The following is a 26089-nucleotide window of genomic DNA, read 5'->3' on the forward strand; positions in this document are numbered from 1 at the left end:
TGATCAATCTCCCATCTCCATCCCAAAAGTACGGGCAGCTAACAGCACGGGATCATCTAATGGCACATATTTTATCTGATCAACCGCTTCATGAAGTGGGACTCGTATAATATCTCTACCTCTAAGTGCAACCATGATACCAAATTCCTCCTCGAGCGCTGCATCAACCGCTGCTACACCATAGCGAGTGGACAGCACACGATCATATGCATTTGGAGAACCTCCCCGTTGGAGATGACCGAGTACCGTCACTCGCGTTTCTAACCCATAGTGTTCCTCGAGGTCATTGCCAATTTTAGCACCGATCCCCCCCAATTTGATGGGATCGAATCGTCCCGAAACCATACGTTCAACCACCATTTTCCCGCCAAGAGGCTTTGCACCTTCAGCCGCCACGATAATGCTGAATTTCTTGCCAAGTTTTGCCCTCTTTTGGATGCACAAGGCTACACGATTGATATTATAGGGTATTTCCGGGATAAGAATGACATCTGCTCCCCCCGCAACACCCGCATATAGAGCAATCCAGCCGGCGTAACGCCCCATCACTTCCAAAACCATAACCCGATGATGAGATTCCGCGGTGGTATGCAAACGGTCTAAGGCTTCCTGGGCAGTATCCACCGCTGTTTGAAAACCAAAGGTTTGATCGGTAGCCATTAGATCATTGTCAATCGTCTTAGGAATTCCGATCACAGAAAGTCCTTTATCTGCTAACTTAAGCGCGATATTTAAACTTCCATCCCCACCAATTGCTAGTAAGGCATCTACGCCCTGCTCTTTTAAATTTCGGATCACATCATCTGATCGATCGACCGTTTGAGTTACCCCATTTACTTTCGTATTGTATGCAAACGGATTGTCGCGGTTCGTCGTACCCAGGATCGTTCCGCCACGCGGTAAAATACCTGAGACATCCTTCAACGTAAGGGGCATAAAATCCCCTTCTACCGCTCCGCGAAATCCATCACGGATGCCAAGCACTTCAAGACCATATCCAACAGAACTCTTGACAATTGCCCGAATCACAGCGTTAAGCCCCGGACAATCCCCTCCACCAGTGAGCACAGCAATCTTACGCATCCTTACACTCCTTAATCTAGATATACACCATTTTACCATATTATATAATATTTCAGTGCAAAAAGAATGCTGCAATCCCAAAAGCACACCCTGCGCATTGTCAAAGACGCAAACAGTGCCACGGCTATCCATTCGTTCTAAACTCCCGTTGACCCCAGCCTAGAGGAAGTTTCTTAGCTTAGAGAGCACGGAGAGAGGAATTGCGTCAATGAGCGCAGATGATATGGCGTTAAGAAACTCAACGGTTCACATGCAGAAAGCCCAGAGGTTTTGAGTTTTAGCCATAGCATCAAGCGAATAGCAATGGAACGTGTGCGAACGGGCTAATAAACTGACTCCTACTCAACACACAAAATTTCCTTAATATTCTTTCGCCGTGCCATCAATTGTGCCGCCTCATTCCCCATAATTCCCAGTGCCATTTCAACTCGTTTCCCACTGGCCCTTAAAACTTGGCACTGGCGAATAATCTGCTCTGCATCCGCTCCATAAACCAAGACATCCGCGCCCTCTACAGCCGGAAGCGGGAATTGTTCCAATAAATTCCCGAGATGAATAGCAAACCCAGTTGCGGGTTGGGGAACCCCAAAATCAGCATATAACGCATCATAACGTCCTCCCTCAACCACTGGAAAGCCCATTCCTGGAACATACCCTTCAAAAACTGCTCCGGTATAATACGAAAAACCGCGGAGTATTCCTAAATCTAGCGACACATTTGCTTGTACTCCGAAGTCCTTTAAATACCGATATATACGTCTTAAGCTCTCGACAGCCTGGCGAATCGCTGGGCGCTCGCTCCAACCGAGGACTTCATCAAGTATTTCTTCTCCCCCATGAAAATGGGGCAAATGAAGCAAAAGTTCTTGAACCCGTCCAGGCAACCCACTTTGTCGGACCAAACTTTCCACACCTACCATGTCCTTGCGTGCTAAAGCCTCTTCCAACTTGGCTTGAATCCCCTCCTCGACTCCGGCCTCCAACATGAGCCCTTTAAAGATCCCCATATGCCCAAGGTTAAACTGATAGTTTTTTAGACCCAACCCAGCAATAGCTTCTACCGCAAGTGCAATCACTTCAGCATCCGCCAATTCTTGGTCAGAGCCCACGAGTTCAACTCCGACTTGACGAAACTCTCTATGCCTGACGGTGGTATTTCGATAGACATCGGCACCATAACATAAACGAAGGGGGAATTCTCCACCGCGCATTCGTGTGCTGACCAGCCTTGCAATCGGTATGGTCAGTTCAGGACGCATTGTTAGAATATGTCCATTACGATCAAAAAATTTATATAAGGAATCATCTTGCTCAACATCTGGTTGGACGCAAGCGGAAAACTCCAAGGTTGGAGTTAACACCCTTTGATAAGACCACTGTCGAAAAAGCGTAAGAATCTGTTCTTCTAAACGCTCCTGTACCAATACTTCCTCAGGTAGTAAATCTCGCATCCCCATTGGTATGCGCAACCCTAAATTTGTTCTTAACATGATGTTTCTCCTTCACTGATGTCAAATTTTTCTTAATCGTTCTGCTCTTGCAAACGCTGCAATATCAGTTGATAACCATCCGCCCCGAAATTCAAACAACGTTTCACTCGACTAATAGTCGCTGTGCTCACCCCAGTCACTTCCCCTATCGCAGTATAGGTTTCATTCCTTTGCAACATTTTAGCTACCTCTAAACGCTGAGCCAAAGCCTTAATTTCAGCAATCGTTGCAATGTCTTCAAAAAACCGGTAACACTCTTCTTTGCTTTTTAGTAACAAAACTGCTTCAAATAAGGCATCTGTTAAAGGGTTTTGTAAACGTTCATCGCTCGACATCGGTTAGCCCTCCTTGACAATATCACTGTCTCCCTTTAATTTATTAAAGCGTTGGTCCAATGTCAAGTTTTTTATTTCTAAAAAACCTATAAATAATACAGAAGCCGTTACCAACCTAAAGTAATTGGCAACGGCTTCACTAACTTAGTGATTATCAAAGCATGTACTCTGCTTATCTATAAGATAGATTAATTATTAATGATTGCTAGAAACTTCACAGTGACTATTGTACCCGTCAGATCGGATTCGAAGTCAATTGAGGCCTTATGACGTGCTGCTATACTCTGACAAATCGCCAGCCCTAGTCCAGTCCCCTGTTCTTTGGTTGTTAGGAACGGAGTACCAAGTTTACCCAATATATCAGGGTCAACTCCCCCTCCTTGGTCACTAACCTTAAGGATAATACGTTGATTTAGTTGATATGTTTGGATGGTTAACGTTGTTCCGCCTTGCATCGCTTCAAGGCCATTTCTAGCTAAGTTAAGGATCAACTGTCTAAGTTCATTTTCATTCCCCTGAGTGTCTGATACCTCAACAAGGTCCAGGGCAATTTTTTTGTCTTGATTGTTTGCATCGGCAGATAAAAGAGGAGCAAGCGTCTGAACAACTCCTGTAATATTAATTGGACTAAAATTAGAAGACTTGTCTTTAGCTAGGCTTAGAAAATCTGTGATAATCAAATTAGCTCGATCTAGTTCTCCAATCATTAAGTGATAGAATTCATGATATTGATTAGCCTCGTCCTTTGTAGTAAGAAGTTGTAGAAAACCACGTACAGTTGTAAGAGGATTTCTGACCTCATGGGCAATTTCCGCCGCCATTTCACCTATCATGTTCAGTCTTTCTAAACGAGCTAATTCTCGATCGGCGCTCTTTCTAACGGTAATGTCAATCAGCACCTTGAAGACCAATCTGGATCCATCCACATCAATGTATGGTTGAGAGTAAACTTCATAGATTCGATTATCAAAAACCATTTCTTTCCATATCGCTGTATTGCTCCTATAAATCATAGGAGTCATGCAATCCTGGCATGGCCGAGCCAACCCCGCAATGACCTCAAAGCAGTGTTGGTCGATACAAGGACCGAACTTAGCTTGAAAGCTCGCGTTGGCAAATCGTATCTTGTAATTTTCCTCTTGCACATAAACCAAACCCGGAAAGTTGTTAAATAATGAATATAACCGATGATGCTCTTCCTCAATAGCCTTTTCGTTTTTCCTTCGCTCGTCTATGTTGCGGAAAAAAACTGAAATCCCACTCTCGGTCGGATAAATACTAGCTTCCACCCAATGCCCTACGAAATTTGCATACGCATCGATCCGTTTAGGTTGACCTTTATTCATTACGTCCAGACAAGCGCTTGTAATTACTTTATTTCCAAGTTTGTAAGTTTCCCAATAATTAGTCCCTACAATCGGTTCGTAAATACCATTTTTTTCGCGGGCTAAATTCATAGCTTTATTGGCAAACGTTATAATCCATTGACGATTAACGGCTATAAAGTAGTCACCCATACTGTCCAGAGTATCAATCATATCTTGATTAACTCTAGCTAGTTTTTTTTGAGCAGCCTCTTTTTGAATGATTTCACTTCGGAGTTGCTGGTTTATGTGTTCCAATTCATCCGTGCGAAATTTAACTAATTCCTCTAAGCTTTCCCGATACTGGTTTAATTCCTTTTCTTTAAGCTCAATTTCGGTAGCATCCCATATTGAGATAACTCTTAAGCATTGAGTGTTAACCGTCACTTCATAATTTTCGATGTGTACAGGGAAAAGGCTCCCATCTTTTCTAATATGAACAGATTTATATCCATAATGGCCACTATATAGTATTGGACCTTTATGCAGTAGGTCCTGATCATGCCCTGGAGCACATAAAAGTTTATATATTGATTTGCCAATTAACTCAGTAACACAATATCCATGCATTTCGGCATATCGGGGGTTTACTTTGAGCAATTCACCACTATTAGCGTCACACACTACCATACCCCAGCTATTCTCTATGAAAATCTGATTCCAAATCTCGTTGTCTTCTCGAATTCGTACTAAAGTTGCTTCTTGGTTAGCAAGCATTTGCTCTAATTCGACAATGACTTTATTTGTCGTCATTTTTCAATACCACTTTTCTTCATAAAATTGTTGCCAGTGAATGGAATTACACCTAATAGTAATCTAACTGCTCATGTAATTTGTGAGTACAAACACATGCTAATGTGATCTTATTCGACAAATATCCCCTTATTACCTTCTTGTGAAATTATTTATTTTAAATAGTAAACTGGCTCAGCTAAAGCGAACACTGAGTCTTCGCTGACAAAAGCTTCCGGCGGATGATTATAACTCTTAATCTGATTTTTTGCCTGTCATCGTGTTAATCTTGAGCTTAAAAAGAGTTACCCCAGCTAAGTCCGAATCTTCAAACACTGATACCTCGTCTGAATAGTGCTGCATGATGATCGTCATTCCCTCACGCTTCGCTTCAATTTCCTCGATGAATTCTACTTCGCCAAAACCTATCACACTCTGGTATCGCATCGTCCAATTGCAGCCATGCTCACTGGGAACAATCTGAGTATTTACATCAACTTCAAAGCTAGCCTGAGGATTCTCCCGAAGGATCGATAATTTTAAGCCTTCTCCTGCAGAATGAAAATACAATACTTGATTAGAGTAACCAAAATTCATAGGGATAATATAAGGCATATCTTGATACGATACGGCCAATCGACACACCTGAGCTTTCTCCATAATCTCATCCATTTCGTTCTGTTGAGTGATTTCCTTATCATTTCGTCGCATATTTTTTGCCCCTTTTCATTTTTTAGTGACTACTATTAACTTCTTTGAGGATTATAACTCCTTTCTATACTCACTCACCTGATCGAGATTTGTCTGTATTATGAATTGAGTATTATAAATTCGCCTATACAGACCGTCCTGCTCGATTAATTCTTCATGATTTCCGCTTTCTGCAATCGTTCCATTCTCGATCACAAGAATCTGATCGGATGCAAGCACCGTAGACAATCTATGAGCAATCACAAAACTAGTTCTGTCTTTCAGCAAGGGGACCATAGCCTTTTGAATATACAGCTCAGAAACAGAATCTAACGAGGAGGTGGCTTCATCGAGAATAATAATCCTTGGATTTTTCAAAATTACCCTGGCAATTGATACTCTTTGTTTTTCTCCCCCCGAGAGCTTTATCCCTCTATTTCCGACCACGGTCTGATAGTGATCCGGCAATGTCATAATGAAATCATGAATATAGGCTGCTTTACAGGCTGAGATTAGTTCTTCCTCGGTGGCGTCAAGTTTGGCATATCTTAAATTTGCTTCTATCGTATCATTAAAAAGATACGGTTCTTGCATAACGATTCCTATCTGATTTCTAAGCGAATCCAAGGTTACCTCGCGAATATTCCTACCATCAATTTTGATACTTCCTTTGATGACTTCATATAATCTGGGGATTAAATTCGTGATGGTGGTTTTTCCCGCTCCACTGGAACCTACTAAAGCCACCATCGTACCTGGATTTACCGAAAAACTAATATCTTCTAGAACGCTAACCTCAGGATTATAGGAAAAATACACCCTGTCAAACTCAACCTTACCTTTAATGACCTCTAGTTTTTGGGCACCTGGTTGATCTTCTATTTCTAATTTCTGATCGAAATATTCAAAAATTCGCTGAAATAAGGCCATCGATCTTGTGATATCAATATGGATATTCGAGAGCTGTGAAACGGGCAAATAAAGCCTTCCTAAAAGAGCTACAAAAGCAATGATACCTCCGATTGATATTTCACCTTGAATATACAAATATCCCCCACTAAAATAAATTAGCAAAGGTCCCATGGCAATAAATGTCGTGATTGTCATGCGAAACCAACGACCAACAACTGATTCTCGTATTTGCAGGCTTATAACATCTTTATTAATTTTAGCAAATCTCTGATATTCATCTTGTTCTTTGGTAAATATTTTGGTGAGTATTGCTCCACTAATGCTCATGGTTTCCTGGATCAACTGATTAAGTTCACTAATTCTTTCTTGACTCTTAGTAGCAATCTGCCATTTTAATTTCCCTACTTTCCTGGTGGGGATAATAAAGGTTGGTAGGATGATCATACCGACAATGGCTAGTTTCCAGTTCATCGATATTAAGACAATGCCAGTGGTAAATAGTACTGCGGCACTACTTAAGGCATTCACAACCGTCGTGTTGAAAATATCCTGGATTCCATCGATGTCACTTGTTAATCTGGTGATGATCTCTCCCGGTTTGGCAGTGGCATGGAAATTTAAAGACATACTCTGCAAGTGGGAATACATCTGATTTTTCATATCATAAATGATATGTTTTGAAATCCAGATACTCAAGTAAGACTGAGCAACCTGTAACAACCCCAGCAGTATAGTTACCCCTATCGAAACGGCTATTAACAGACTTAACAGCTTTAGATCCTTTTCCGGCAATGCTTTGTCGATAATATTCTTAATTAATATCGGGGGTATAAGCCCCAATATTGAGGCCGCTATGATCGTGCCAATCACCATAAGCATCCGAATCCAATAGGGAATGAAATAGCTAAATATTCTAGTGAGCATTTTCCTCGTAACCTTTGGCATTTCTAGCGAGTCATCTGCAAATCTCAACCTGCCGATCCCTTGTTTCATAGTATCCTCTCCTATAGCCTAATTATATCATAGTTGTGCATTCCCTTCTTCAACCCTTCCATAAGTCGATTTTTCTTTCAAGCTACCAATTCTTTTTTCTTGTGGAAACTTTTTATTATAGAAGTATTAGCTTATGGGGGAGCAAAAGCGACTGCTCTACATAATCTATTCAAACTACACTTTAACTAAAAGTTAGCCGTGGCTAACCTTCAGAATAGAATAAGTTAGCTAAGGCAACGAAAAGGGGGTACATAATGTGAAGGGTACAGAAAGAATCGATCCATTAGCAGACTTATCTCCGGGTTCGGTCTGTGAAATAATTTCTTTGGAATTAAGTGGACTTTTACGGCGCCGTATTCTCGACTTAGGAATCGTCCCTGGAACGTTAATCCGCTGTATCCGACGAGGTCCTTCCGGTGATCCGACCGCTTATCTGGTAAGAGAAACACTCATTGCGTTGCGCAGAGAAGATGCGGCCCAAATTTTTGTGAGAAGGTTATCGAATGGAGAGGAATGTGTATGATTCTGTCTGCCGAAAAAAAGAAAATACTCTGGCAAGATCATTTCGGTATTTCGGTTACCAAGGACCAATTCAGTGTTGCTTTGGCTGGTAATCCGAATGTTGGAAAGAGCACCATTTTTAACGCACTTACGGGGTTACATCAACATACCGGTAATTGGCCGGGTAAGACGGTTGATAATGCCCAAGGAAGCTTCTATCATCAGCAAAAGTCGTTTTTGATTGTTGACTTGCCAGGTACTTATTCCTTATTAGCCCATACTGTTGAGGAACAAATTGCGAGGGACTTTCTTTGTTTTGCGAATCCGGATGTTACGGTGGTTGTCCTTGACGCAACATGCTTGGAGAGAAATCTTAACCTAGCTCTGCAAGTCTTTGAAATAACTACCAAAGTCATTGTCTGTCTGAATCTTATGGATGAGGCTGACAAGAAGGATTTGGTCATTGACGTACCTTCCTTAGAGCGTGAGTTGGGTGTTCCCGTTATCGCTACTAGCGCTCGTCAAGGAGAGGGGCTTATAGAACTTCGTAAAAAAATATATCAAGTCGCGACAGGGTCTTTGCAACCAAGACCCCGTCAAATCATCTATTCCTCAGAAGTCGAAAATGCCCTGAAAGACTTGCTGCCTTTAGTAGCAGACATCGCAAGCCATACTCTGTCCCCCCGCTGGATTGCTTTACGGCTGTTGGACGGAGACCAAAGTTTCCTCAATAGTTTAAGCAATTATTTAGATATTGACCAAACTTCATTTCATCCGGGTTGGGAGGAATCAAAATGTGCGCAATGATTCCTTCGAGAAGTCTAGGTGAAGTTTATTGTGAAGCTGAATGTGTTCGTAAATCTAATCTAAAGTCGTTCAGCGATCAGATTGTTGCCGATATTTATGGAAATGCTGAACAAATTACAACGCAAGTGCTTTCTAAGAAAGGGAGCCAACGAATTAGCTTCGATCAAACGATTGATAATCTAGTAACCTCCAAGTGGTTAGGTTATCCGCTCATGATACTCTTATTGGTCGGCGTCTTTTGGATAACGATAGAAGGGGCGAATATCCCTTCCGGGTTCCTCGCCACTGGGCTCTTTGCTTTCCAAGATCAACTTACTCTCTGGTTCCAATGGATCGGTGCACCGGATTGGGTACATGGATTTCTTGTCCTAGGAGTTTATCGTACCTTAGCCTGGGTTGTCGCAGTGATGTTACCTCCTATGGCTATCTTCTTTCCCCTATTTACCCTCTTAGAAGATTCGGGCTACCTCCCTCGAATTGCCTTTAACCTGGATCACATTTTCAAGAAAGCTAGAGCCTGTGGCAAACAGAGTCTGACGATGTGTATGGGGTTCGGGTGTAATGCCGCCGGAGTTACTTCATGCAGAATTATCGACTCTCCCCGCGAACGCTTAATCGCGATTTTGACCAATAATTTTGTCCCTTGCAATGGCAGATTTCCAACCTTGATAGCTATTACCTCGATTTTTATTGGCGGTTCTATTGCATCCTTTTCAGGATTAATCAATGCCTTGGTCATTTCTGTCATAATTTTGTTGGGTGTCGCAGCTACTTTGTTAATATCTTGGCTCCTATCCATCACAATTTTGAAAGGTGAACCTTCATCCCTTGTCTTGGAATTGCCGTCCTATCGTCGACCTAAGATCGGAGCAGTGATCTACCGTTCCATGATTGATCGCACCTTATTTGTTTTAAGACGTGCAATCATAATAGCCGCTCCTGCCGGTGGGGTCATCTGGACTCTAGCGAACGTCAATGTTGGGGAACTAAGCATTCTCTCCACTGTAGCTCATGCTCTAAATCCGCTGGGGCACTTAATTGGCCTAGATGGGTTTATTCTGATGGCTTTTATTCTGGGGCTGCCAGCAAACGAGATCGTCTTACCGATTCTCATCATGAGTTATCTCTCAACTGGTACACTACAGGATTATGCTAGTTTGGAAGAGCTGAGAAATGTCTTGGTAAATCACGGATGGACCTGGCTAACGGCAGTAAACGTGATGTTGTTTTCCTTGTTACATTGGCCATGTGCAACCACGTTATTGACAACCTATAAGGAAACAGGCAGTAAAAAATGGGTATTCTTATCGTTCATAATACCCACGTTCATAGGATTTTCTGTTTGTTTTATCCTCACTCAAGTGGTTAGACTTTTAGGCTTAGTCTAACCCCAAAGAAAATTCACGTGTCGGTTTTACTGGAAGACACAATGTGTTCCAGTAAAACCTTATACCATTCGGGATTATTATTAAGGAACGTGACAATGGCTTGGATTGAGCCAATGGTAGCTTCAGAAAGATAATGTTCCATTGCCTCGGCTTCTGCTTCAATATCACAATTAGTTTTAATCAGGATAAGGAATTCCTTTAATAGCTGATTGCGTTTAACTAAGAAGTCTCCCAGAATGTTCCCTTTTTCAGTAAGAGTGATTTCACCGTAGCGTTCATAAGAAATATACTGACCATTTTTGAGTTTGTGCAAGGCTTTAGTTACAGAAGGCATAGAAACACCTAGTTTGACACTGAGATCAGTTACCCTCACAGTATCTGTACATAGGGAAAAACGATATAGTTCTTCTAAATAATCTTCTAAACTAGGTGTGAGAGTTGTCATCGCCACTCCTTAACTTAAAACTTTTGGTACAATTTCAATTTATACATATGCGAGAGCGTATCCGGACTTTCCAACTATTCTCAACTATTCAGATTTTCAACCCAAGTTCAGTTCGCATTAATCCCTTGTTCTAATTGGCACCCAATAAAACCATGGGCTTAGTTACCTCTAAGTCCATGGTTTTATTGGGTTTTGTGTTTTTTTGTATTTGTTCATTTTTTTAATTGAGTGTTGAGTTTGCGTTCTTGTGTTGTCTTGTGTTTTTTTAGTGTTTAAATTAAGTCTATAGTTTTTATACTATTCTGTTTATTTATTAGGACGAGCTAAATTCTTTGGATAGAACCCCTCAAATCACATAAACTACACCACAGACAGATTTAAGATATTAATCTACGGAGGAGGCACCTTCGATGGATCACTCAGATAAAAAATATCCTTCAGTAACAGTCCACCCTCAATTGCGTCGTATTTTGCTGACAAATCCAACTCAAGAATCTTTAAGCAAGATTATTGAATACCAACTCTTTGATCAGCCCCGTCCACCTCTTGCTGATGATATACTTTGCCTTTTACCCTATTGGGAGCAACAGGCCTGCGAAGGGAATGTAGTAATAGCCTCCCTCATCCAGTACATGGCGCAGTCGTCTCCCCGTTTTATAAAAAACGAGAAAATGATTCAAGCTAACCTCTTGCGGATTCGAATCTTGGCCTCGACCCCTGGAATGTTCTCTTTTCCATCGATCGAAATTCAAGAGTGCCTTGAAAAATTTTTACAAACATCTGACCTCTTAGCAGACCTACCGGAATTAGAGGTGGTAGCCTTTTCATCTGATGAGATTGCTCCATTAACCTCTGATTTAAAGCGTTTCCGCCTCTCTCCTCACAGTCGCCGCTATATTCACAACTTATTCCACGCTGAACGACGTGAAGCTACGCTATCAGTCCTTGCGCATATAGCTAAGAACTACCCGCTACTACCCACTTGCAAGAAAGCCTATGCCCTTATGTTGTCTCTCGACAACATCGAGATCTGGGGACGACATCCTTTTTGCCTTCGCCTCGTCGCCAATCGCTTTTGGGACTATGAATTAATGAAGGCCATAGAAGCATGAGGGATCCCCGGTTGCTAACCCATACCCCTTATGCACCAAACCACAATAATATTAAAAGCATCTACCTTCAGCAGATGCTTGTTATCAGAAATATTCTACTCATCAAGATATGAACAACAATAATCGGTCGTTTCTTTTATAATCAGCTTAAATTTCGAATTTGCAGCCACCTCAAATAAGTCTCCACCTTTAAAAGTGCACCATTCACTACTTTCAGGTAATTGAACTTCAAGATTTCCTTCGATGATCTCCATAAGTTCCTTATCCGAGGTCCCAAATTCATATTCTCCAGGTAGCATAATTCCTAATGTTTTCTTTTCACCATTTTCGAATAATACAGTTCTACTCGTCACTTTTCCTTCGAAATAAATATTTGCTTTCTTTACTATAGTTACCTTTTCAAATTGATACATGACTTTACCTCCACAGCTTATTCTATTTTTTTTATCCAATCGTACGACTCCCACTTCTTCAAGTGGGAGTGGGTCCCCGTACTCTGCTTCGGTGGGGTTAGAGTCCTCCACCGAAGACTCGATGTTCAGCTTTAGCTGGACGAGTTCACTGATTCACTTTTAGTACTTGGGAATGTATTCGGAATATTTTATATCTCTACCGAATAGGCTAAGACACTTCCTCCCCTACTTCAAATAAATACACCGCTCCATGCTCGGAATATACGGCGACCATTCATCTTCAGGGTGGTTCTCTTTAGCTTGCTCAAAATGGAAAAGTTCGGCATCCATGACATCTGCATGATGGACCACCAAGGCCTCCATCAACTTGGGCCTTTTTGGAGATTGCCACTCATATTTACCATGGTGACTTGTAAGGATATGCAGTAATTTGGATCGCAACTCACGTGGAAAATTCGGGATTCTCGCGATCTCCTCGCTCAGAAGTTCGATCCCTAAGATAATGTGCCCCAGGAGTCGCCCTTCTGTTGTTACTTTAATCCCTCGAGTGTAAGAATACTCCCCGATCTTACCAACGTCATGCAAAAGTGCACCCGTGATGACTAAATCCCGGTCCATTTTCAGGTAATTCACCGAAATCCCGGCTGCCATCTCAGCCACTCTAATACTATGTTCCCAAAGCCCGCGCAAATAGGCTTGATGGATTTTCAGGGCGGCAGGGGCTTGTCGATAGGCTGATCCCCATACCGGGTGAATTAAAAACTGATCCAGTAGTGCTTTGAGTTCTGGTTGTGTAATCTTTGCTAAAAGGGACTGTAAGCGATTTTCCAATTCTTCCGCGGTGACTGGAGAACTCGGCAAAAGGTCGGATAAATCGACCTCTTCCTGGGGAATCATCCGTATTGTTTCAATCGTGAGATCAAGTGTACCTCGGTATTCAGAAGCAACTCCTTTGACACGGAAAATGTCTTGATCATTTAGCCATCCCAGGACTTGCGGATCATAGTTCCACATTTTACCTTGAATCATTCCCGAGCGGTCTTGACACGTCAAGGAGAGATATGCTCCAGGTTTTTGACGAAAGGGAACTTCTTTCCATTCGTTGACTAGGACAGTTCCCTCAAACCGTTCCCCAGCTTTACAATCTTTTAGCATATAATAAACTCTTCCTTTCTCTTAAGGGCCTTATAATAATATTGTAACAGAGTGGGGAGACTTTTCTATGTTATCAATGAAATTGCATGCTATCTATAATTCCCCAAAGTTTCTCGAACTCGCTTAAGAATAAGTTCTCGAAACTCCACCGGTTCTAGAATTTCGGCCGCAGATCCAAATCCTAAAACCCAAGTAATGAATTCATTAACCCCAATGATGTCATCTTCAAAAAGAATCGATCCATCCTCCAAGGTAGTTAGTCGACTTGAACGATGCGCCACATCTTTACGTACCTTAGCAACCGTTTGCGAACGATTGAGAAAGCGTACTTTGACTCGGACCAACTCACCATATTCCATTCCCCAACGTGGCCCGAACCAATCCTTAAGAGAAAAACCTGCTGGGTAAACAAACGATTCGTTGGTTACGTTCACCTCGTGAACATTCTTTAAATGATAGGTCTTAAGCAACTCCCCGTGTCGAGCAACCAAATACCAACACCTTAAACGCGAATAATAGACAATACCCAAAGGGTCCACCGCTATCTCTCGGCCGTTAAATTGGATGGTCACCCGCTTATTTTTCAAAATTGCATTCTCTATCAGTGGGAAAGTATTCCCTTGAATAGGCTCCAAGGGAGAAAGTCCCCCTTTGATGTAGCGACAACTCTCTTCCTCTTCTAAATCAAACCCAGCCAAGATCTTTTGTCTTAATCCCTCTTTGAGAGCATTCTCTTCCTGCAAAAAGTCTAGTGTTCCTAAGACCCCTACTGCCTCACGAACATTCAGATGCACCGGAGTGTAACGTTTTTCGGCCGCAGCCATAAACCATTTGACCTCCGGTTGAAAAAGATCCTCCTCATCGTCATCATTTCCTTCATCATGATCCGTATATAAAGGTACTGTATTTTCAATGGAAGAAGCTAGCACTTTAAGATCCTGTTTCATCGTGCCCCAAGGAACGCCGCATCCATCGGCCAAGGTTCGTCCGCTTAATCCCTCAGGATGGGCTTCAAGCAAGGCCATGATTTTCCCCATGCGCTCAATCGATTCCAAAGGATTCACCTCCATACATTTTCAGGAGGCGTGTGAATTCTTCCCTAACCTTTTCTCTAAGTGTGGGAGGTTCAAGAACCTCAGCACCCGCTCCAAACCCACGTAACCAAACCGCTAGTTCATCTAATCCTTCCACCTTATCTCTCATTAACAAACCTTCTCCCTCCTCGATTAAGGTACAGGTTGTCCGGCTAGCAAGTTCATCTTTTACACGGTTAAGGGTTGAAAAATGATTATGAAAACGAATGACAACCTCTACCGGTTTTTGATCCCGATAAACTCCCCAAGCATATCGATACCAAGACTTAAGATTAAATCCTTCAATTGGGGGAAATGAAGCCTCCTTAAAACGGGTGACATCTAAAATACGATTCACTAAATAGGTTTTAATCGTTTGATCTCGCCCATCCTGAGCAATAAGATACCAATTATCTAGAACCCAGTAATAAACAATCCCTAGTGGATTTAATCTAAGTAACCGTGCTGCTTCTTCCTCTTTGCGATAGAGAATATCAACTTGACATTTACTTCGAGCAGCCTCTTCAAGTTCATAACAACATTGGCTGCGATGTACATCTTGAGTCGGAGTTCTCCCGTGCACAAACATGGTTTCTCGTGATGAATTATTCTCACCAAGCCATAGTTTAAGTTTGGCGTCTAGGGATTTCATTTGATCTGAAATAGGTGCCAGAGCACCTGCCACGTTTAACGCTTCTAAAAGAAGGGTCTTTTCCCTCAATGCTAACTGGATAGGAGGCAGCACCTGCTCCAGACAGACTACGTACTCATCCCCCCGGCGCTTAATAAGGTTCTTCTTTTCTAAGTCTTTCATAGCCCGTTCCACCGTTTTACTACTGATTTCTTCCTCATCCCGTCGATTAAACCGCTTGTAGATTTCCAGGCTGCTCAATCCTTGAGGGGTGGATGTAAGCATGCGCAAGATCTCCATTTGTCGAAGTGTTGATGCCTTAACCGGCACAATCCCATTCCAACCGCTCGAGATCAGATATAGTGTTCCCCTTCCATCCAGCTTAAATCGAAAACCGTTGTCCTTCATTTCTTCGAAATCCCTTTGAACAGTTGCCTGGCTTACCCCAAATTTCCTTGCCAAGCTTAAGTAAGTATTTACCCATGGTTCTGTAGCAATGCCTTTGACCATCGCTCGTTGACGCGTTAACTTATCCAAACTTACCTACCCCCATCCCTTGCAACCTGAAGCTAAAATGTTAGAATAAGATATGTCGAAGGAGGTGAACCCATCGTGGATCCTAGCCTAAAAACGAGTATGAAGATTAACATTACACAGAAAGCTATGGAATTCCTTCACAAGGCTAAAAAAAATGAATTTTACATTGAACTTATGATCTTGACACAATGTTGTATTCCGCTAGCTACTCCCCCTAAGGTACGCAAAGGAAGCCCTCGAAAACCAGAAAACTTTCACAGGTATAATGTTAATGGAATCACGGTATACTATGACCGAAATCTGATTCCCAAGCCAGAAGTAACCATCGATACTGAAATACTGGGATTTTCAGAAGGGTTAATCGTTACCGATTGGGTTATTAAATATTAAAGTCGGCCATTTAGGCCGACTTTTTATGTTATTAGAACATACCCTAACATTATTCCAAGATCTGCAGACTTACTTTATAATCATAGATCAATTCGTTGAACTCATCTGGAGAACCAATTTTATGGATTAAGGTCTGTGCTTTTTGCAACAAACGTCTATGTACCTCTTCCCTGTTGCCTAAAAACTTATTCAGCCGCTTCATATGAAGATCATTCGTAAATCCTATATGTTGATGGTAGCGTTGGCTCGCACGGGCTTCTGCCTCGACATCGAGCTGTAACATAGCTATGGAATCCAGGGTTTGGTCAATATTGTTCATTCCCCACAAAGCACTTTGAGAATTATCACTGATTAGCGGTGATCCACCTAATTTATTAATCGCTACCGAAATTATCTCCATGTGCCCTAATTCTTCCGCGGCGATTAACCCTAGCAGTTCCCGAACATAGCGGTTTGATATATTAGATCGACGGTTTAAGTAATGTATAGAAGATCTTAATTCTCTCTGGTAATCTTCGAACAAAACTTTAGCCAAGATCGGATCCGGCCCTTCAACATGTACGGGATATATTAAACGTTTTTTATAATAGAACACTTTTATCCCTCCCCCAATTTTTCAATCCTGCCTACAGTATATGGAAACAGGATTCCTATGGTCACACAAGAAAAAACCCCCACTATCACTAGTAGGGGCAAGAAGAGGGGAAAAAATGAGAAGAAGAAGGATTTATAGTAACCAACAAACTAATAGGTAATCATTGGATAGTTTAGATTATAACGCTTAAATGTTTCTGTTCCGTGAACTTTATGTGAAGAATTTGTTAAATTTTATCCTCCAGCCCTTTTACTCCAATATCCCGTCGAAAATGAGCGTTGGGAAACTCGATTTGTTGCACCAAAGCATAAGCCTTCTCCCGAGCCTCTTGGAGGGTTTTCCCATCTGAGGTTATCCCCAATACCCTGCCCCCGCTACTCAAAAGTTGTCCCTCAACGATTTCCGTCCCAGCATGGAATATCTCTGAATTCTCCCTTACCTCAGGTAATCGGATGGATATCCCCTTAGAGTATGCTAATGGGTAACCTTCAGCGGCCATCACGACACAGACTGCAACTTCTTCTTTCCACTCCAACTGAACCTCAGACAAACGGCGTTCTGTACACGCCCAAAGAATCGGCAAAAGATCCGATTTCAGGCGTTTCATCACGACTTGGGTTTCAGGATCACCAAACCGAACATTGTATTCCAGAAGTTTAGGCCCCTTCTGGGTTAGCATCAACCCTAGGAAAAGTACCCCCCTAAAGGGTGTCCCTCGCTCTTGCATAACCCGCAAGGTCGGAGCAACAAGGTCGCGCATGACGTTTGCTTCCAGCTCAGGCGACCAAATCGGAGGAGGGCTATAGGTTCCCATTCCGCCAGTGTTAAGCCCTTGATCACCGTCTAAGGCCCGCTTGTGGTCTTGTACGGGAACCATTGGCAACGCAGTTTCTCCGTCAGAAAAACAAAGCAAGCTGACTTCTTGTCCTTCCAGAAATTCCTCAATCACAAGCTTTTTACCCGCAGAACCAAATCCACCGTCCATAATTTCATCGACTGCCTGGAGAGCGGTTTCCAGATCTTGTGCAACAATGACCCCCTTACCCGCAGCTAGACCATCTGCCTTTAAAACGCAGGGGGCTCCAATGGTTTTGAGATAGTTTTTAGCTTGGTCCGAATCCTCAAATACCTGCCACTCTGCTGTAGGGATCTTCGCTTCTTCCATAATGGTTTTAGCGAAGGATTTGCTCCCCTCCAACAGTGCTGCCGCCTGATTCGGTCCAAAGATCCGTAGACCAGCTTCCTGAAAGGCATCTACGATCCCTAAGCTCAAAGGGTCTTCCGGCCCGACTATGGTTAAATCAATCGATTCTTGGAGCGCAAATTCGACTAAGCCCGCAATATCGTGAGTTGGTATTGCCACATTCCATAACAGAGTCCCAGCATTCCCAGGCGAGACAAATAGCTGTTCAAGTTCTGGGCTCTGCGCTAATTTCCAAGCCAGAGCATGTTCGCGTCCTCCGTTGCCTACAATTAACACCCGTTTGCTGTAACCCATAATCTCACCTCGTCTTCCAATCGATATTAATGCTGAAAATGCCGACGATGCGTAAAAACCATCATGATGTTTAAACGGTTGGCCGCCTCGATCACTGCAGCATCTTTAAGGGATCCTCCCGGTTGGACAATCGCCCGGATTCCTGCCCTAGCTGCCTCTTCAATAGAATCTGGGAACGGAAAGAAAGCATCCGAGGCCAAATAAGCCCCTTTAGAGTTATCTCCAGCCTGGTCGAGGGCTATCTTGACTGAACCTACACGATTCATTTGCCCTGCTCCGACACCCAGTGTTCGTCTATGATCTGTGACCACGATGGCGTTTGACTTGACATGCTTCACAACGCGCCACGCAAAATCAAGCGCTTGGAGATCCTCTTCTGTTGGTTTATGGTCTGTCACAACATCCCATTCAGTGACCGCCGTTGTCCCTCGATCGATCTCTTGAACAAGATATCCGCCATCGATGCTTTTAAGGCCAATTTTTGTTTTATTGGAGTCACCTCGTCCGACTACGAAGAGCCGAAGATTTTGCTTCGCACTGAGAATCTCTCGAGCTTCAGGACTGAATTCAGGTGCAATAATCACTTCATAAAAACGCTCTTGAAGTGCTTCAACGCAGGTCGTTTCAACCACACGGTTAAAGGCAACTATCCCACCAAAAGCGGAGATAGGATCCGCAGCATAGGCACTCTCATAGGCCTCTAGAGGGGTCTTTCCCAAAGCAACTCCACAAGGATTAGAGTGCTTAATAATCGCCGCTGCACACGAATCAAACTCGTGTACTATTTTCCAGGCTGCATCCATATCGTTCCAATTATTGTAGGAAAGTTCCTTTCCTTGAAGTTGTCTTCCGTTAGCCAAGGATCCTTCCCCAGCTTCTGAATTAACATAGAACGCAGCCTTCTGCTGCGGGTTCTCACCATAACGTAATTCTTGCACTTTTTGAGCCGTTAAACGAAGGGTTTCTGGGAAACTGCCAGTGGGTTCAAGTTGCCGCTCTAAATACCCGGCAATTAGACGATCATATTCCGCGGTATGAGCAAAGGCTTCAGCTGCTAGGCGCTTGCGAATGCCTGCTGAAACAGTTCCCGTCTCGCGCAGCAAGCTGATAACTTCTTCATAGGACTCTGGATTGACCACTATAATAACCCGCCCATGGTTTTTGGCCGCTGCGCGAACCATAGTCGGTCCACCTACATCAATATTCTCGATCGCCTCTTCAAAAGTCACCCCTGGCTTGGCAATCGTTTCTCGGAACGGATAAAGATTCACAACCACTAAATCAATAAAACGAATTCCATTTTGCTCCATTTGCTCCATATGTTCGAGACAATCCCGTGCTAAAATTCCGCCGTGGATTAAAGGATGGAGTGTCTTCACCCGACCATCCAAAACTTCAGGAAATCCAGTAACCTCACTTACATAGCTTACTGGAATATTGGCTTCGTCCAGAGTTTTGTAAGTTCCTCCAGTCGAAATCAATTCAAAGCCTAAATCTACTAATTCACGCGCTAAAGCAACGATTCCCGTTTTGTCTGAAACGCTAATAATAGCTCTTCGCTTCATTCTAATCCCTCCTGTTGTATAATCTGTACTCGTCGCCCGGAACGATGCACTTTCCCTAAAACCATCAAACGCACAGCCTCTGGATAGAGGCGATGTTCCACCTCTAAAATTCTCTGGGCTAAACTCTCTTCAGTGTCCTCAGGTAAAACAGGGACCGCTTCTTGTAAAATAATTGGGCCGCTGTCCAGGCCTTCATCCACCAGGTGTACCGTACAACCGCTTACCTTAACCCCATACTCTACTGCTTGCAGCTGGGCATGGAGCCCCGGGAAGGCTGGAAGCAAGGAAGGATGAATATTCAGGACTGGAAATTTAACCTGACGAATAAACTGTGGACTTAAAACTCGCATATACCCGGCCAAGAGTAATAGCTCCACTCGGTTTTCTCGCATCCAAATCAGGATATCTTCCTCCTGAGCTTGGCGATGGGGGTAATTTATGATTGGGAAAACACGAGTAGGAATTCCTGCCTCTTCAGATCGCTTCAGTGCCCCAGTCCCAGGTTGATCTGACCCCACAGCCACAATTTTGATGGGGAGACAGCCACTCTGACAGGCCTCAATTAAGGCCTGGAGATTACTCCCCCGACCAGAAGCCAGTATCGCCGTCCTCAATACCCCACCCCTTCTCCCTCAACAACCCTGCCAATGGCAAAGCTGTTCTCGCCTAAATCAGCGAGTTTTTGACGGACGGAATTTTCATCTTCCTGACTAACAACGAGCACAAAACCAATCCCCATATTGAAGGTTCGATACATTTCTGGCCAGGCTACATCTCCAAGGCGTTGAAGAAATGTAAAGATTGCTGGACGCTCCCAAGCGTTTAAATCAATCCGCACCCCTAAACCCGCTGGCAAGACCCGGGGGACGTTTTCCGTTAACCCTCCCCCCGTGATATGAGCCATACCTAAAATTTCCCCTCCCTCAAGAAGCGGCAATATGGACTTAACATAAATCTTCGTCGGACGAAGTAAAGCCTCGCCAAGCGCTTCTCCTAGCTCAGGAATTACTTCATCCAAGGAGATTTTCTCAACAATTTTTCGGGCCAAGGAATAGCCATTGCTATGGAGTCCTGTTGAGGGTAAGCCTATAAGGACATCTCCCACTTGAATCTTTGCTCCATCAATTAACCGCTGACGATTGACAACCCCCACTGAGAATCCGGCAATATCATATTCATCTTCAGCATAGAAACCAGGCATTTCTGCCGTTTCTCCCCCGATCAATGCGCAACCAGCTATTTCACACCCTTTTGCTACCCCGCCGACGACCTCAGCAACTCGGCTCGGCTCCACCTTTCCAACTGCCAGATAATCGAGAAAAAACAAAGGCTCTGCACCTTGGACTAAAATATCATTGACGCACATAGCGACCGCATCTTGCCCAATACTATCATGTCGATTCATCTGAAAAGCCAGCCGAAGCTTCGTTCCCACACCATCCGTTCCAGAAACAAGGACTGGATCCGGATATTTTGCCAAATCCAGCTTAAAAAGTCCACCAAACCCGCCAAGACCGCCGAGAACTTCCGGACGAAGTGTTCTAGCAACTGCTGGTTTGATGCGTTCTACCACTTCATTTCCAGCCTGAATGTCGACGCCCGCGTCTCGATATGAGTATCCCAACGTTGTTCCTCCTTACAGTTTCAATGCGTCAGCATATTCTTTATAGATTTACTCTATCTCACCTAATAGTTTATAAGGTGCATGGTCCATATTCGAAAGTACTTCGAACCTCGAGCTTCGAGCCTCGAACCTCGCAAAACTTATCCGCAAGAATTCCTCTGTTCAAAATTGTTCTTGCTTTGGTTTAAATTCGAGAGTGGAATAGGATAAACGCCGTTAAAACAAGCCAAACAAACCTCCGACGTGCCAAGTGCCCGAAGCAGTCCTTCCTCGGAAATATAATGCAACGAATCTGCCCCTACAAACTTACGAATTCCTTCAATGTCTAATTGATTGGCAATAAGCTTCTCTCGTTCTGCTGTATCGATTCCGTAATAGCACGGGTAGGCTACTGGTGGAGAACTGATTAAGAAATGCACTTCCTTGGCCCCTGCATTCTTGACCATTTTTACGAGCTTGGAACTCGTCGTTCCTCGCACGATGGAATCATCAATCATAACTACACGCTTATCTTTGAGAACGCTCGTATTAGCGTTAAGTTTCAAGCGAACCCCAACTTCTCTCATAGCCTGAGTCGGTTGAATAAAGGTGCGTCCGACGTAACGGTTCTTAATAAGTCCTTCACCAAAGGGAATCCCCAAAGCCGTGGCATATCCAAGAGCAGAAGCCGTTCCTGAATCTGGGACTGCGATTACCAGATCCGCATCAATCGGACATTCGCGGGCCAATTCAATGCCCATCTGACGTCTGCTCTCGGAAACGTTTAACTGATCCATCGTGCTATCCGGTCGAGCAAAATAGATGTATTCGAAGGCACAAGACGTTTGCGCAGTTTTGGTAAGCCCTTGACGCGAGTGCAATCCGTCATCATCGATAACAACAATTTCGCCGGGTTCGACATCCCTCACAAACTCTGCTCCAACAGTATCTAGCGCACAACTTTCTGAGGCAAGACAATAGCGGTCACCCATTAGACCAATACATAATGGACGAACACCATGGGGATCCCTCATTCCAAACAGCTTATCCTCGGCAAGGATAACCAAGGCATACGCTCCTCGTAGATCCATCATGGTCTTGACCAGGGCATCTTCTAAGGAATCTCGGCAATAGCGAGTAATAAGGTTAATGATGACTTCGCTATCAATCGTTGTTTGGAAAACTGCTCCGTTTTTCCCCAGTTCTTCCCGTAGTTCCAAGGCATTCGTCAAATTTCCATTATGGGCCAAGGCCATCATACCTTTTTGATAGTGTACCACCAAGGGCTGGGCATTAGCGAGCAAGCTTGACCCCGTCGTGGAATAACGAACATGCCCGATTGCCATTTTTCCTTTGAGACCTTCAACAACGCGGTCAGAAAACACCTCTGACACTAAACCCATTCCTTTATGCAGCGTGATGCCTCGACCATCTGAAGTAGCGATACCGGCACTTTCTTGCCCTCTATGTTGTAATGCATACAGCCCGTAGTAAGTTAAACGTGCGACCTCCTGATCGGGAGCATAAATTCCAAAGACGCCACATTCTTCTTTCGGTTTATCTTCTCCAAATTCGATCATTCCCGGCCTCCCTCTCCCACCCAGTGATTAAATCATTAATTCCTATCCAAATTACCTTAACTCTAAAAAGTCAGCTTTACCCTACGCCTGAGCAAGGGCGTCTTTTACCCGACGATAGACTTCCTGATAGGCCTCTTCCACTCTGCCAAGATCCCTTCGGAAGCGATCCTTATCGAGCTTCTCACGAGTTTCGATATCCCAATAACGGCAAGTATCTGGAGATATCTCATCTCCCAGATAGACTTTTCCATCCGCAACCCCAAACTCTAGTTTAAAGTCAATCAAGTCGATCCCTGCTTTTACTAAGATGTTCTTTAATATTTCGTTAATTCTGAAGCCTAAAGCTTGAATTTCTCTCGCATGATCTACGCTAGCCCATCCCATCGCTGCGACATGAGATTCATTGACCATCGGATCTCCTAGTGCATCATCTTTATAATACAATTCCACAACCGGTCGGCTGAGAACAAAGCCCTCCTCGACTCCAAGGCGTTTCGCTAAGCTTCCGGCCACAATGTTACGAACAACCACCTCGAGAGGAATCATGTCTAGGCGACGCACAAGCATATCCCGCTCGCTTAACAATCTAACATAGTGGGTTGGGATACCCGCCTTTTCTATCTCTTCAAAGAAGAGTGCTGATAACTGATTATTGACTTCTCCCTTATCCACGATTTGTCCTTTTTTCTCGCCATTAAAAGCTGTAGCATCATCTTTATAGGCTACCCAGAAATAGTCACTGTGATTAGTATCGTAAACTCTCTTTGCTTTTCCCTCATAACGCAATTCTAACTTTTCCATTAATCTTACCCCTTTCAATCGTCAGTTTATTAGCACGGTCGCACACGTTCCATCGCTATTCACTTGACGCTAAGGCTAAAACGCAAAACCTCTGGGCTTTCTGCATGTTAACCGTTGCGTTTCTTAACGCCTTATCGTCTGCGCTCATTTACGCGATTCCTCTCTCCGTGCTCCCTAAGCTAAGAAACTTCCTCTAGCTTGGGTCCCACACGGGGGTTGGAACGACCGAGAATTCCGTGCAAGTTGTGCAAGTTGGGGACGGTTCTTGATTTGCATTCACTTGACCCGATTCTTCTCTCCGTGCCCTCGTAGGGCAATTCATGAATTGCCCCTACATCCTCTGGCTGGGTCTAACACTAAACAAGGCCTAAGCGCTGAAAAATGTCGGCTACGTGCTTAGTATGGTAGGCATAATCAAATAGGTCGCTAATCTCTTCTTCATTTACATATTCCCGTATACTAGAGTCTCTACTGATCAGGTTCTGAAATTGCTCTTTAGTATTCCAGGCTTCCATGGCATTGCGTTGTACCAAAGCGTATGCTGACTCCCGACTGGCACCCTTTTCGACTAAGGCCAGCATGACCCGTTGGGAAAAAATTAGGCCGAATCCCTTGTCAATGTTCAGCTTCATTTGCTTTGGAAATACTTCCAACCGTTCTATAAGCTGGGTCATCTTATGGAGCATATAGTCGAGAGCAATGGTGCTGTCCGGTAAAATCATCCGCTCCGCCGAGGAATGGGAAATATCTCGTTCATGCCATAAGGCGACATTTTCCAAGGCTACTTGGGCATTGGCACGAATAACCCGGGCCATGCCGCAAATGCGTTCTGGAGTTATGGGATTCTTCTTGTGAGGCATAGCTGAGGAGCCTTTCTGTCCTTTGGCAAAGGCTTCTTCCACTTCATGGACATCGGTCCGCTGTAGGTTACGAAGCTCGGTCGCCATTTTATCCAGCGAGCTTGCGATACCCGCAAGCGTCGTCATGAAGAAGGCATGCCGATCGCGTTGTAGGATTTGTGTCGATATTAAAGCTGGCTCTAAGTGAAGTACTTGGCAAACATGTGCTTCAACTTGAGGATCTACATTGGCAAACGTCCCCACTGCTCCAGAAATCTTGCCTACCCGTATTTCCTCACGGGCAAAATCTAAACGCTTCTTTTGACGTCTAATTTCATCGTACCAGAGCGCAAACTTCAACCCCAGGGTAATCGGCTCAGCGTGAATTCCATGGGTTCGCCCCATCATTAGGGTATCTCGATGTTCCATCGCCCTGCGGCGTAAGGACGCTTCCAACCCCTCCATTTTAGACAACAAAATATCAGACGCTTCTACCAATTGTAGGGATAACGCTGTATCCAGAACATCTGAAGATGTAAGGCCAAGATGAATGTGTTTTGCTTCATCTCCCACATTCTCTGCAACATTGGTCAAGAATGCTAGCACATCATGTTGGGTTACTTCTTCAATAGCCTGTACCCTTTCCCACGAAAAAGCAGCCTTCTCTCGGATGACCTCCACTGCCTCATTCGGAATCTTTCCTAGTTTGGCCCACCCTTCACAGGCGGCAATTTCAATCTTCAACCAGAGAGCGAGGCGATGTTCGTCTGTCCAAATCCCCCCCATTTCAGGAAGCGTATACCGTTCAATCATACTTGAGTCCCCTTTTCACTTAAGCGTTTTTGCAACGCTTCGTCCTTCGCTTCGATGTCCTTCTGCATCTGGGTTCGATAGTTATAAACCTTAATACTCAAAGGTTTATCCTGAATGGCTAGAATCTGTACCGCTAGCAACGCAGCATTGCGTGCTGCACCAATGCCTACGGTGGCAACAGGAATTCCTGGAGGCATTTGCACAATGGAATAAAGCGCGTCGATACCTTCCATGGCACCACTACTGAGGGGAACACCGATCACAGGTAGAATTGTTGCCCCGGCCACAACCCCTGGCAAATGAGCAGCTAACCCTGCCGCTGCAATGATGAGTTTTCCTCCTTGAGCTTCAAAAGCTTTCACCCAATCTACGGTTCTTTCCAATGTTCTATGGGCGGAAGATATTTTGACTTCATAATCAAGTTCAAACTGACGGAGAACGATCAGTGTGTCCTCCATGATTTTGTAGTCTGAATCACTGCCCATAATGACCCCAATCTGGCTCATCTAATTTTCGCCCCTCTTTCCCTAATTTTACGTTTATCCTTATCCTTACCCTTTTCCTTACTTTTACTCTTTTCCTTACTTTTACTCTTTTCCTTACTTTTACTCTTTTCCTTACTTTTACTCTTTTCCTTACTTTTACTCTTTTCCTTACCCCTAACCATAGCAAAAACCCAGGCCAGAGCAGATTACACCCTTTTATCAGAGTGAAACCTACCCGCCTGGGCTTTTATCCCTTCGG

At 43.8% G+C, this 26089-nt stretch carries 25 protein-coding genes; 5 read left to right on the top strand and 20 right to left on the bottom strand.

Annotated elements, in window-relative coordinates; translation table 11 throughout:
* Positions 1-3: 3 nt before the first annotated feature.
* The 6 genes from ACYQ3Q_RS13960 to ACYQ3Q_RS13985 form a co-directional block, all read right to left on the bottom strand.
* Positions 4-1083: a 6-phosphofructokinase gene (locus tag ACYQ3Q_RS13960; RefSeq protein ID WP_459929149.1), complete on the bottom strand. Its 1080-nt coding sequence runs from the start codon at positions 1081-1083 to the stop codon at positions 4-6.
* 338 nt (positions 1084-1421) lie between these two features.
* On the bottom strand, positions 1422-2573 hold the full coding sequence (gene hisZ / locus ACYQ3Q_RS13965; protein WP_459929150.1) for an ATP phosphoribosyltransferase regulatory subunit: 1152 nt from the start codon (positions 2571-2573) through the stop codon (positions 1422-1424).
* 32 nt (positions 2574-2605) lie between these two features.
* A complete protein-coding gene (locus tag ACYQ3Q_RS13970; RefSeq protein ID WP_459929151.1) occupies positions 2606-2908 on the bottom strand; it encodes a YerC/YecD family TrpR-related protein in 303 nt (100 codons plus the stop codon).
* Positions 2909-3096: 188 nt separating this feature from the next.
* Positions 3097-5025: an ATP-binding protein gene (locus ACYQ3Q_RS13975; RefSeq protein WP_459929152.1), complete on the bottom strand. Its 1929-nt coding sequence runs from the start codon at positions 5023-5025 to the stop codon at positions 3097-3099.
* Positions 5026-5259: 234 nt separating this feature from the next.
* Positions 5260-5715 carry a pyridoxamine 5'-phosphate oxidase family protein gene (locus tag ACYQ3Q_RS13980; RefSeq protein WP_459929153.1) on the bottom strand — a complete coding sequence of 152 codons (456 nt, stop codon included), beginning with the start codon at positions 5713-5715 and terminating at the stop codon, positions 5260-5262.
* A 51-nt stretch (positions 5716-5766) separates the two neighbouring features.
* A complete protein-coding gene (locus ACYQ3Q_RS13985; protein WP_459929154.1) occupies positions 5767-7599 on the bottom strand; it encodes an ABC transporter ATP-binding protein in 1833 nt (610 codons plus the stop codon).
* 256 nt (positions 7600-7855) lie between these two features.
* Between ACYQ3Q_RS13985 and ACYQ3Q_RS13990 the strand changes: the two genes are divergently transcribed.
* Genes ACYQ3Q_RS13990 through ACYQ3Q_RS14000 form a run of 3 tightly spaced genes read left to right on the top strand, consistent with a single transcriptional unit; the run spans position 7856 to position 10295 of the window.
* Positions 7856-8122 carry a FeoA family protein gene (locus tag ACYQ3Q_RS13990; RefSeq protein ID WP_459929155.1) on the top strand — a complete coding sequence of 89 codons (267 nt, stop codon included), beginning with the start codon at positions 7856-7858 and terminating at the stop codon, positions 8120-8122.
* Positions 8119-8907 (top strand): FeoB small GTPase domain-containing protein, encoded by a 789-nt coding sequence (locus tag ACYQ3Q_RS13995; RefSeq protein ID WP_459929156.1) that lies wholly within the window; start codon positions 8119-8121, stop codon positions 8905-8907. The genes ACYQ3Q_RS13990 and ACYQ3Q_RS13995 overlap by 4 nt, the downstream gene beginning before the upstream one ends.
* Positions 8895-10295 (top strand): nucleoside recognition domain-containing protein, encoded by a 1401-nt coding sequence (locus ACYQ3Q_RS14000; RefSeq protein ID WP_459929157.1) that lies wholly within the window; start codon positions 8895-8897, stop codon positions 10293-10295. The genes ACYQ3Q_RS13995 and ACYQ3Q_RS14000 overlap by 13 nt, the downstream gene beginning before the upstream one ends.
* A gap of 13 nt (positions 10296-10308) precedes the next feature.
* On the opposite strand, the gene ACYQ3Q_RS14005 is transcribed toward ACYQ3Q_RS14000, so the two are convergent.
* On the bottom strand, positions 10309-10740 hold the full coding sequence (locus tag ACYQ3Q_RS14005) for a metal-dependent transcriptional regulator (RefSeq protein ID WP_459929158.1): 432 nt from the start codon (positions 10738-10740) through the stop codon (positions 10309-10311).
* 410 nt (positions 10741-11150) lie between these two features.
* Here ACYQ3Q_RS14005 and ACYQ3Q_RS14010 point away from each other — a divergent pair, with 410 nt between their 5' ends.
* A complete protein-coding gene (locus ACYQ3Q_RS14010; RefSeq protein ID WP_459929159.1) occupies positions 11151-11852 on the top strand; it encodes a hypothetical protein in 702 nt (233 codons plus the stop codon).
* A gap of 95 nt (positions 11853-11947) precedes the next feature.
* On the opposite strand, the gene ppnP is transcribed toward ACYQ3Q_RS14010, so the two are convergent.
* The 4 genes from ppnP to ACYQ3Q_RS14030 all read right to left on the bottom strand — a co-directional run bounded on the left by ppnP (position 11948) and on the right by ACYQ3Q_RS14030 (position 15661).
* Positions 11948-12265 (bottom strand): pyrimidine/purine nucleoside phosphorylase, encoded by a 318-nt coding sequence (ppnP, locus tag ACYQ3Q_RS14015; RefSeq protein ID WP_459929312.1) that lies wholly within the window; start codon positions 12263-12265, stop codon positions 11948-11950.
* Between the two features lie 225 nt (positions 12266-12490).
* On the bottom strand, positions 12491-13420 hold the full coding sequence (locus tag ACYQ3Q_RS14020; RefSeq protein WP_459929160.1) for a 3'-5' exoribonuclease YhaM family protein: 930 nt from the start codon (positions 13418-13420) through the stop codon (positions 12491-12493).
* A gap of 89 nt (positions 13421-13509) precedes the next feature.
* Positions 13510-14484, bottom strand: coding sequence for a helix-turn-helix transcriptional regulator (locus tag ACYQ3Q_RS14025; protein ID WP_459929313.1), 975 nt, complete (start codon positions 14482-14484; stop codon positions 13510-13512).
* Positions 14462-15661: a helix-turn-helix transcriptional regulator gene (locus tag ACYQ3Q_RS14030; RefSeq protein ID WP_459929161.1), complete on the bottom strand. Its 1200-nt coding sequence runs from the start codon at positions 15659-15661 to the stop codon at positions 14462-14464. Before ACYQ3Q_RS14030 ends, ACYQ3Q_RS14025 begins: the two co-directional genes overlap by 23 nt.
* A gap of 75 nt (positions 15662-15736) precedes the next feature.
* On the opposite strand from ACYQ3Q_RS14030, the gene ACYQ3Q_RS14035 reads away from it, so the two are divergent.
* Positions 15737-16051 carry a CC/Se motif family (seleno)protein gene (locus ACYQ3Q_RS14035; RefSeq protein ID WP_034140596.1) on the top strand — a complete coding sequence of 105 codons (315 nt, stop codon included), beginning with the start codon at positions 15737-15739 and terminating at the stop codon, positions 16049-16051.
* A 49-nt stretch (positions 16052-16100) separates the two neighbouring features.
* On the opposite strand, the gene ACYQ3Q_RS14040 is transcribed toward ACYQ3Q_RS14035, so the two are convergent.
* The 9 genes from ACYQ3Q_RS14040 to purE all read right to left on the bottom strand — a co-directional run bounded on the left by ACYQ3Q_RS14040 (position 16101) and on the right by purE (position 25851).
* Positions 16101-16646, bottom strand: coding sequence for a manganese catalase family protein (locus ACYQ3Q_RS14040; RefSeq protein ID WP_459929162.1), 546 nt, complete (start codon positions 16644-16646; stop codon positions 16101-16103).
* A gap of 226 nt (positions 16647-16872) precedes the next feature.
* Positions 16873-18144 (bottom strand): phosphoribosylamine--glycine ligase, encoded by a 1272-nt coding sequence (purD, locus tag ACYQ3Q_RS14045; RefSeq protein ID WP_459929163.1) that lies wholly within the window; start codon positions 18142-18144, stop codon positions 16873-16875.
* A gap of 26 nt (positions 18145-18170) precedes the next feature.
* Positions 18171-19709 (bottom strand): bifunctional phosphoribosylaminoimidazolecarboxamide formyltransferase/IMP cyclohydrolase, encoded by a 1539-nt coding sequence (gene purH, locus ACYQ3Q_RS14050; protein ID WP_459929164.1) that lies wholly within the window; start codon positions 19707-19709, stop codon positions 18171-18173.
* Positions 19706-20323, bottom strand: coding sequence for a phosphoribosylglycinamide formyltransferase (gene purN, locus ACYQ3Q_RS14055; RefSeq protein ID WP_459929165.1), 618 nt, complete (start codon positions 20321-20323; stop codon positions 19706-19708). Before purN ends, purH begins: the two co-directional genes overlap by 4 nt.
* Entirely contained in the window at positions 20320-21333 is a 1014-nt protein-coding gene (purM, locus tag ACYQ3Q_RS14060; protein ID WP_459929166.1) for a phosphoribosylformylglycinamidine cyclo-ligase, read from the bottom strand. Before purM ends, purN begins: the two co-directional genes overlap by 4 nt.
* Positions 21334-21473: 140 nt before the next feature.
* Positions 21474-22892, bottom strand: a complete 1419-nt coding sequence (gene purF / locus ACYQ3Q_RS14065; protein ID WP_459929167.1) for an amidophosphoribosyltransferase — start codon at positions 22890-22892, stop codon at positions 21474-21476.
* 81 nt (positions 22893-22973) lie between these two features.
* Positions 22974-23693 carry a phosphoribosylaminoimidazolesuccinocarboxamide synthase gene (gene purC, locus ACYQ3Q_RS14070; protein WP_459929168.1) on the bottom strand — a complete coding sequence of 240 codons (720 nt, stop codon included), beginning with the start codon at positions 23691-23693 and terminating at the stop codon, positions 22974-22976.
* Between the two features lie 356 nt (positions 23694-24049).
* A complete protein-coding gene (gene purB, locus ACYQ3Q_RS14075; RefSeq protein WP_459929169.1) occupies positions 24050-25345 on the bottom strand; it encodes an adenylosuccinate lyase in 1296 nt (431 codons plus the stop codon).
* Positions 25342-25851, bottom strand: a complete 510-nt coding sequence (gene purE / locus ACYQ3Q_RS14080; protein ID WP_459929170.1) for a 5-(carboxyamino)imidazole ribonucleotide mutase — start codon at positions 25849-25851, stop codon at positions 25342-25344. Before purE ends, purB begins: the two co-directional genes overlap by 4 nt.
* Between the last annotated feature and the right edge of the window lie 238 nt (positions 25852-26089).

It is taken from the genome of Desulfosporosinus burensis (assembly GCF_054657535.1).

Coding starts and splice junctions, on each gene's coding strand:
- ACYQ3Q_RS13960 (WP_459929149.1), bottom strand. CDS start 1,083: ATGCGTAAGATTGCTGTGCTCACTGGTGGAGGGGATTGTCCGGGGCTT.
- hisZ (WP_459929150.1), bottom strand. CDS start 2,573: ATGTTAAGAACAAATTTAGGGTTGCGCATACCAATGGGGATGCGAGAT.
- ACYQ3Q_RS13970 (WP_459929151.1), bottom strand. CDS start 2,908: ATGTCGAGCGATGAACGTTTACAAAACCCTTTAACAGATGCCTTATTT.
- ACYQ3Q_RS13975 (WP_459929152.1), bottom strand. CDS start 5,025: ATGACGACAAATAAAGTCATTGTCGAATTAGAGCAAATGCTTGCTAAC.
- ACYQ3Q_RS13980 (WP_459929153.1), bottom strand. CDS start 5,715: ATGCGACGAAATGATAAGGAAATCACTCAACAGAACGAAATGGATGAG.
- ACYQ3Q_RS13985 (WP_459929154.1), bottom strand. CDS start 7,599: ATGAAACAAGGGATCGGCAGGTTGAGATTTGCAGATGACTCGCTAGAA.
- ACYQ3Q_RS13995 (WP_459929156.1), top strand. CDS start 8,119: ATGATTCTGTCTGCCGAAAAAAAGAAAATACTCTGGCAAGATCATTTC.
- ACYQ3Q_RS14000 (WP_459929157.1), top strand. CDS start 8,895: ATGTGCGCAATGATTCCTTCGAGAAGTCTAGGTGAAGTTTATTGTGAA.
- ACYQ3Q_RS14005 (WP_459929158.1), bottom strand. CDS start 10,740: ATGACAACTCTCACACCTAGTTTAGAAGATTATTTAGAAGAACTATAT.
- ACYQ3Q_RS14010 (WP_459929159.1), top strand. CDS start 11,151: ATGGATCACTCAGATAAAAAATATCCTTCAGTAACAGTCCACCCTCAA.
- ppnP (WP_459929312.1), bottom strand. CDS start 12,265: ATGTATCAATTTGAAAAGGTAACTATAGTAAAGAAAGCAAATATTTAT.
- ACYQ3Q_RS14020 (WP_459929160.1), bottom strand. CDS start 13,420: ATGCTAAAAGATTGTAAAGCTGGGGAACGGTTTGAGGGAACTGTCCTA.
- purD (WP_459929163.1), bottom strand. CDS start 18,144: ATGGGTTACAGCAAACGGGTGTTAATTGTAGGCAACGGAGGACGCGAA.
- purH (WP_459929164.1), bottom strand. CDS start 19,709: ATGAAGCGAAGAGCTATTATTAGCGTTTCAGACAAAACGGGAATCGTT.
- purF (WP_459929167.1), bottom strand. CDS start 22,892: ATGATCGAATTTGGAGAAGATAAACCGAAAGAAGAATGTGGCGTCTTT.
- purC (WP_459929168.1), bottom strand. CDS start 23,693: ATGGAAAAGTTAGAATTGCGTTATGAGGGAAAAGCAAAGAGAGTTTAC.
- purB (WP_459929169.1), bottom strand. CDS start 25,345: ATGATTGAACGGTATACGCTTCCTGAAATGGGGGGGATTTGGACAGAC.
- purE (WP_459929170.1), bottom strand. CDS start 25,851: ATGAGCCAGATTGGGGTCATTATGGGCAGTGATTCAGACTACAAAATC.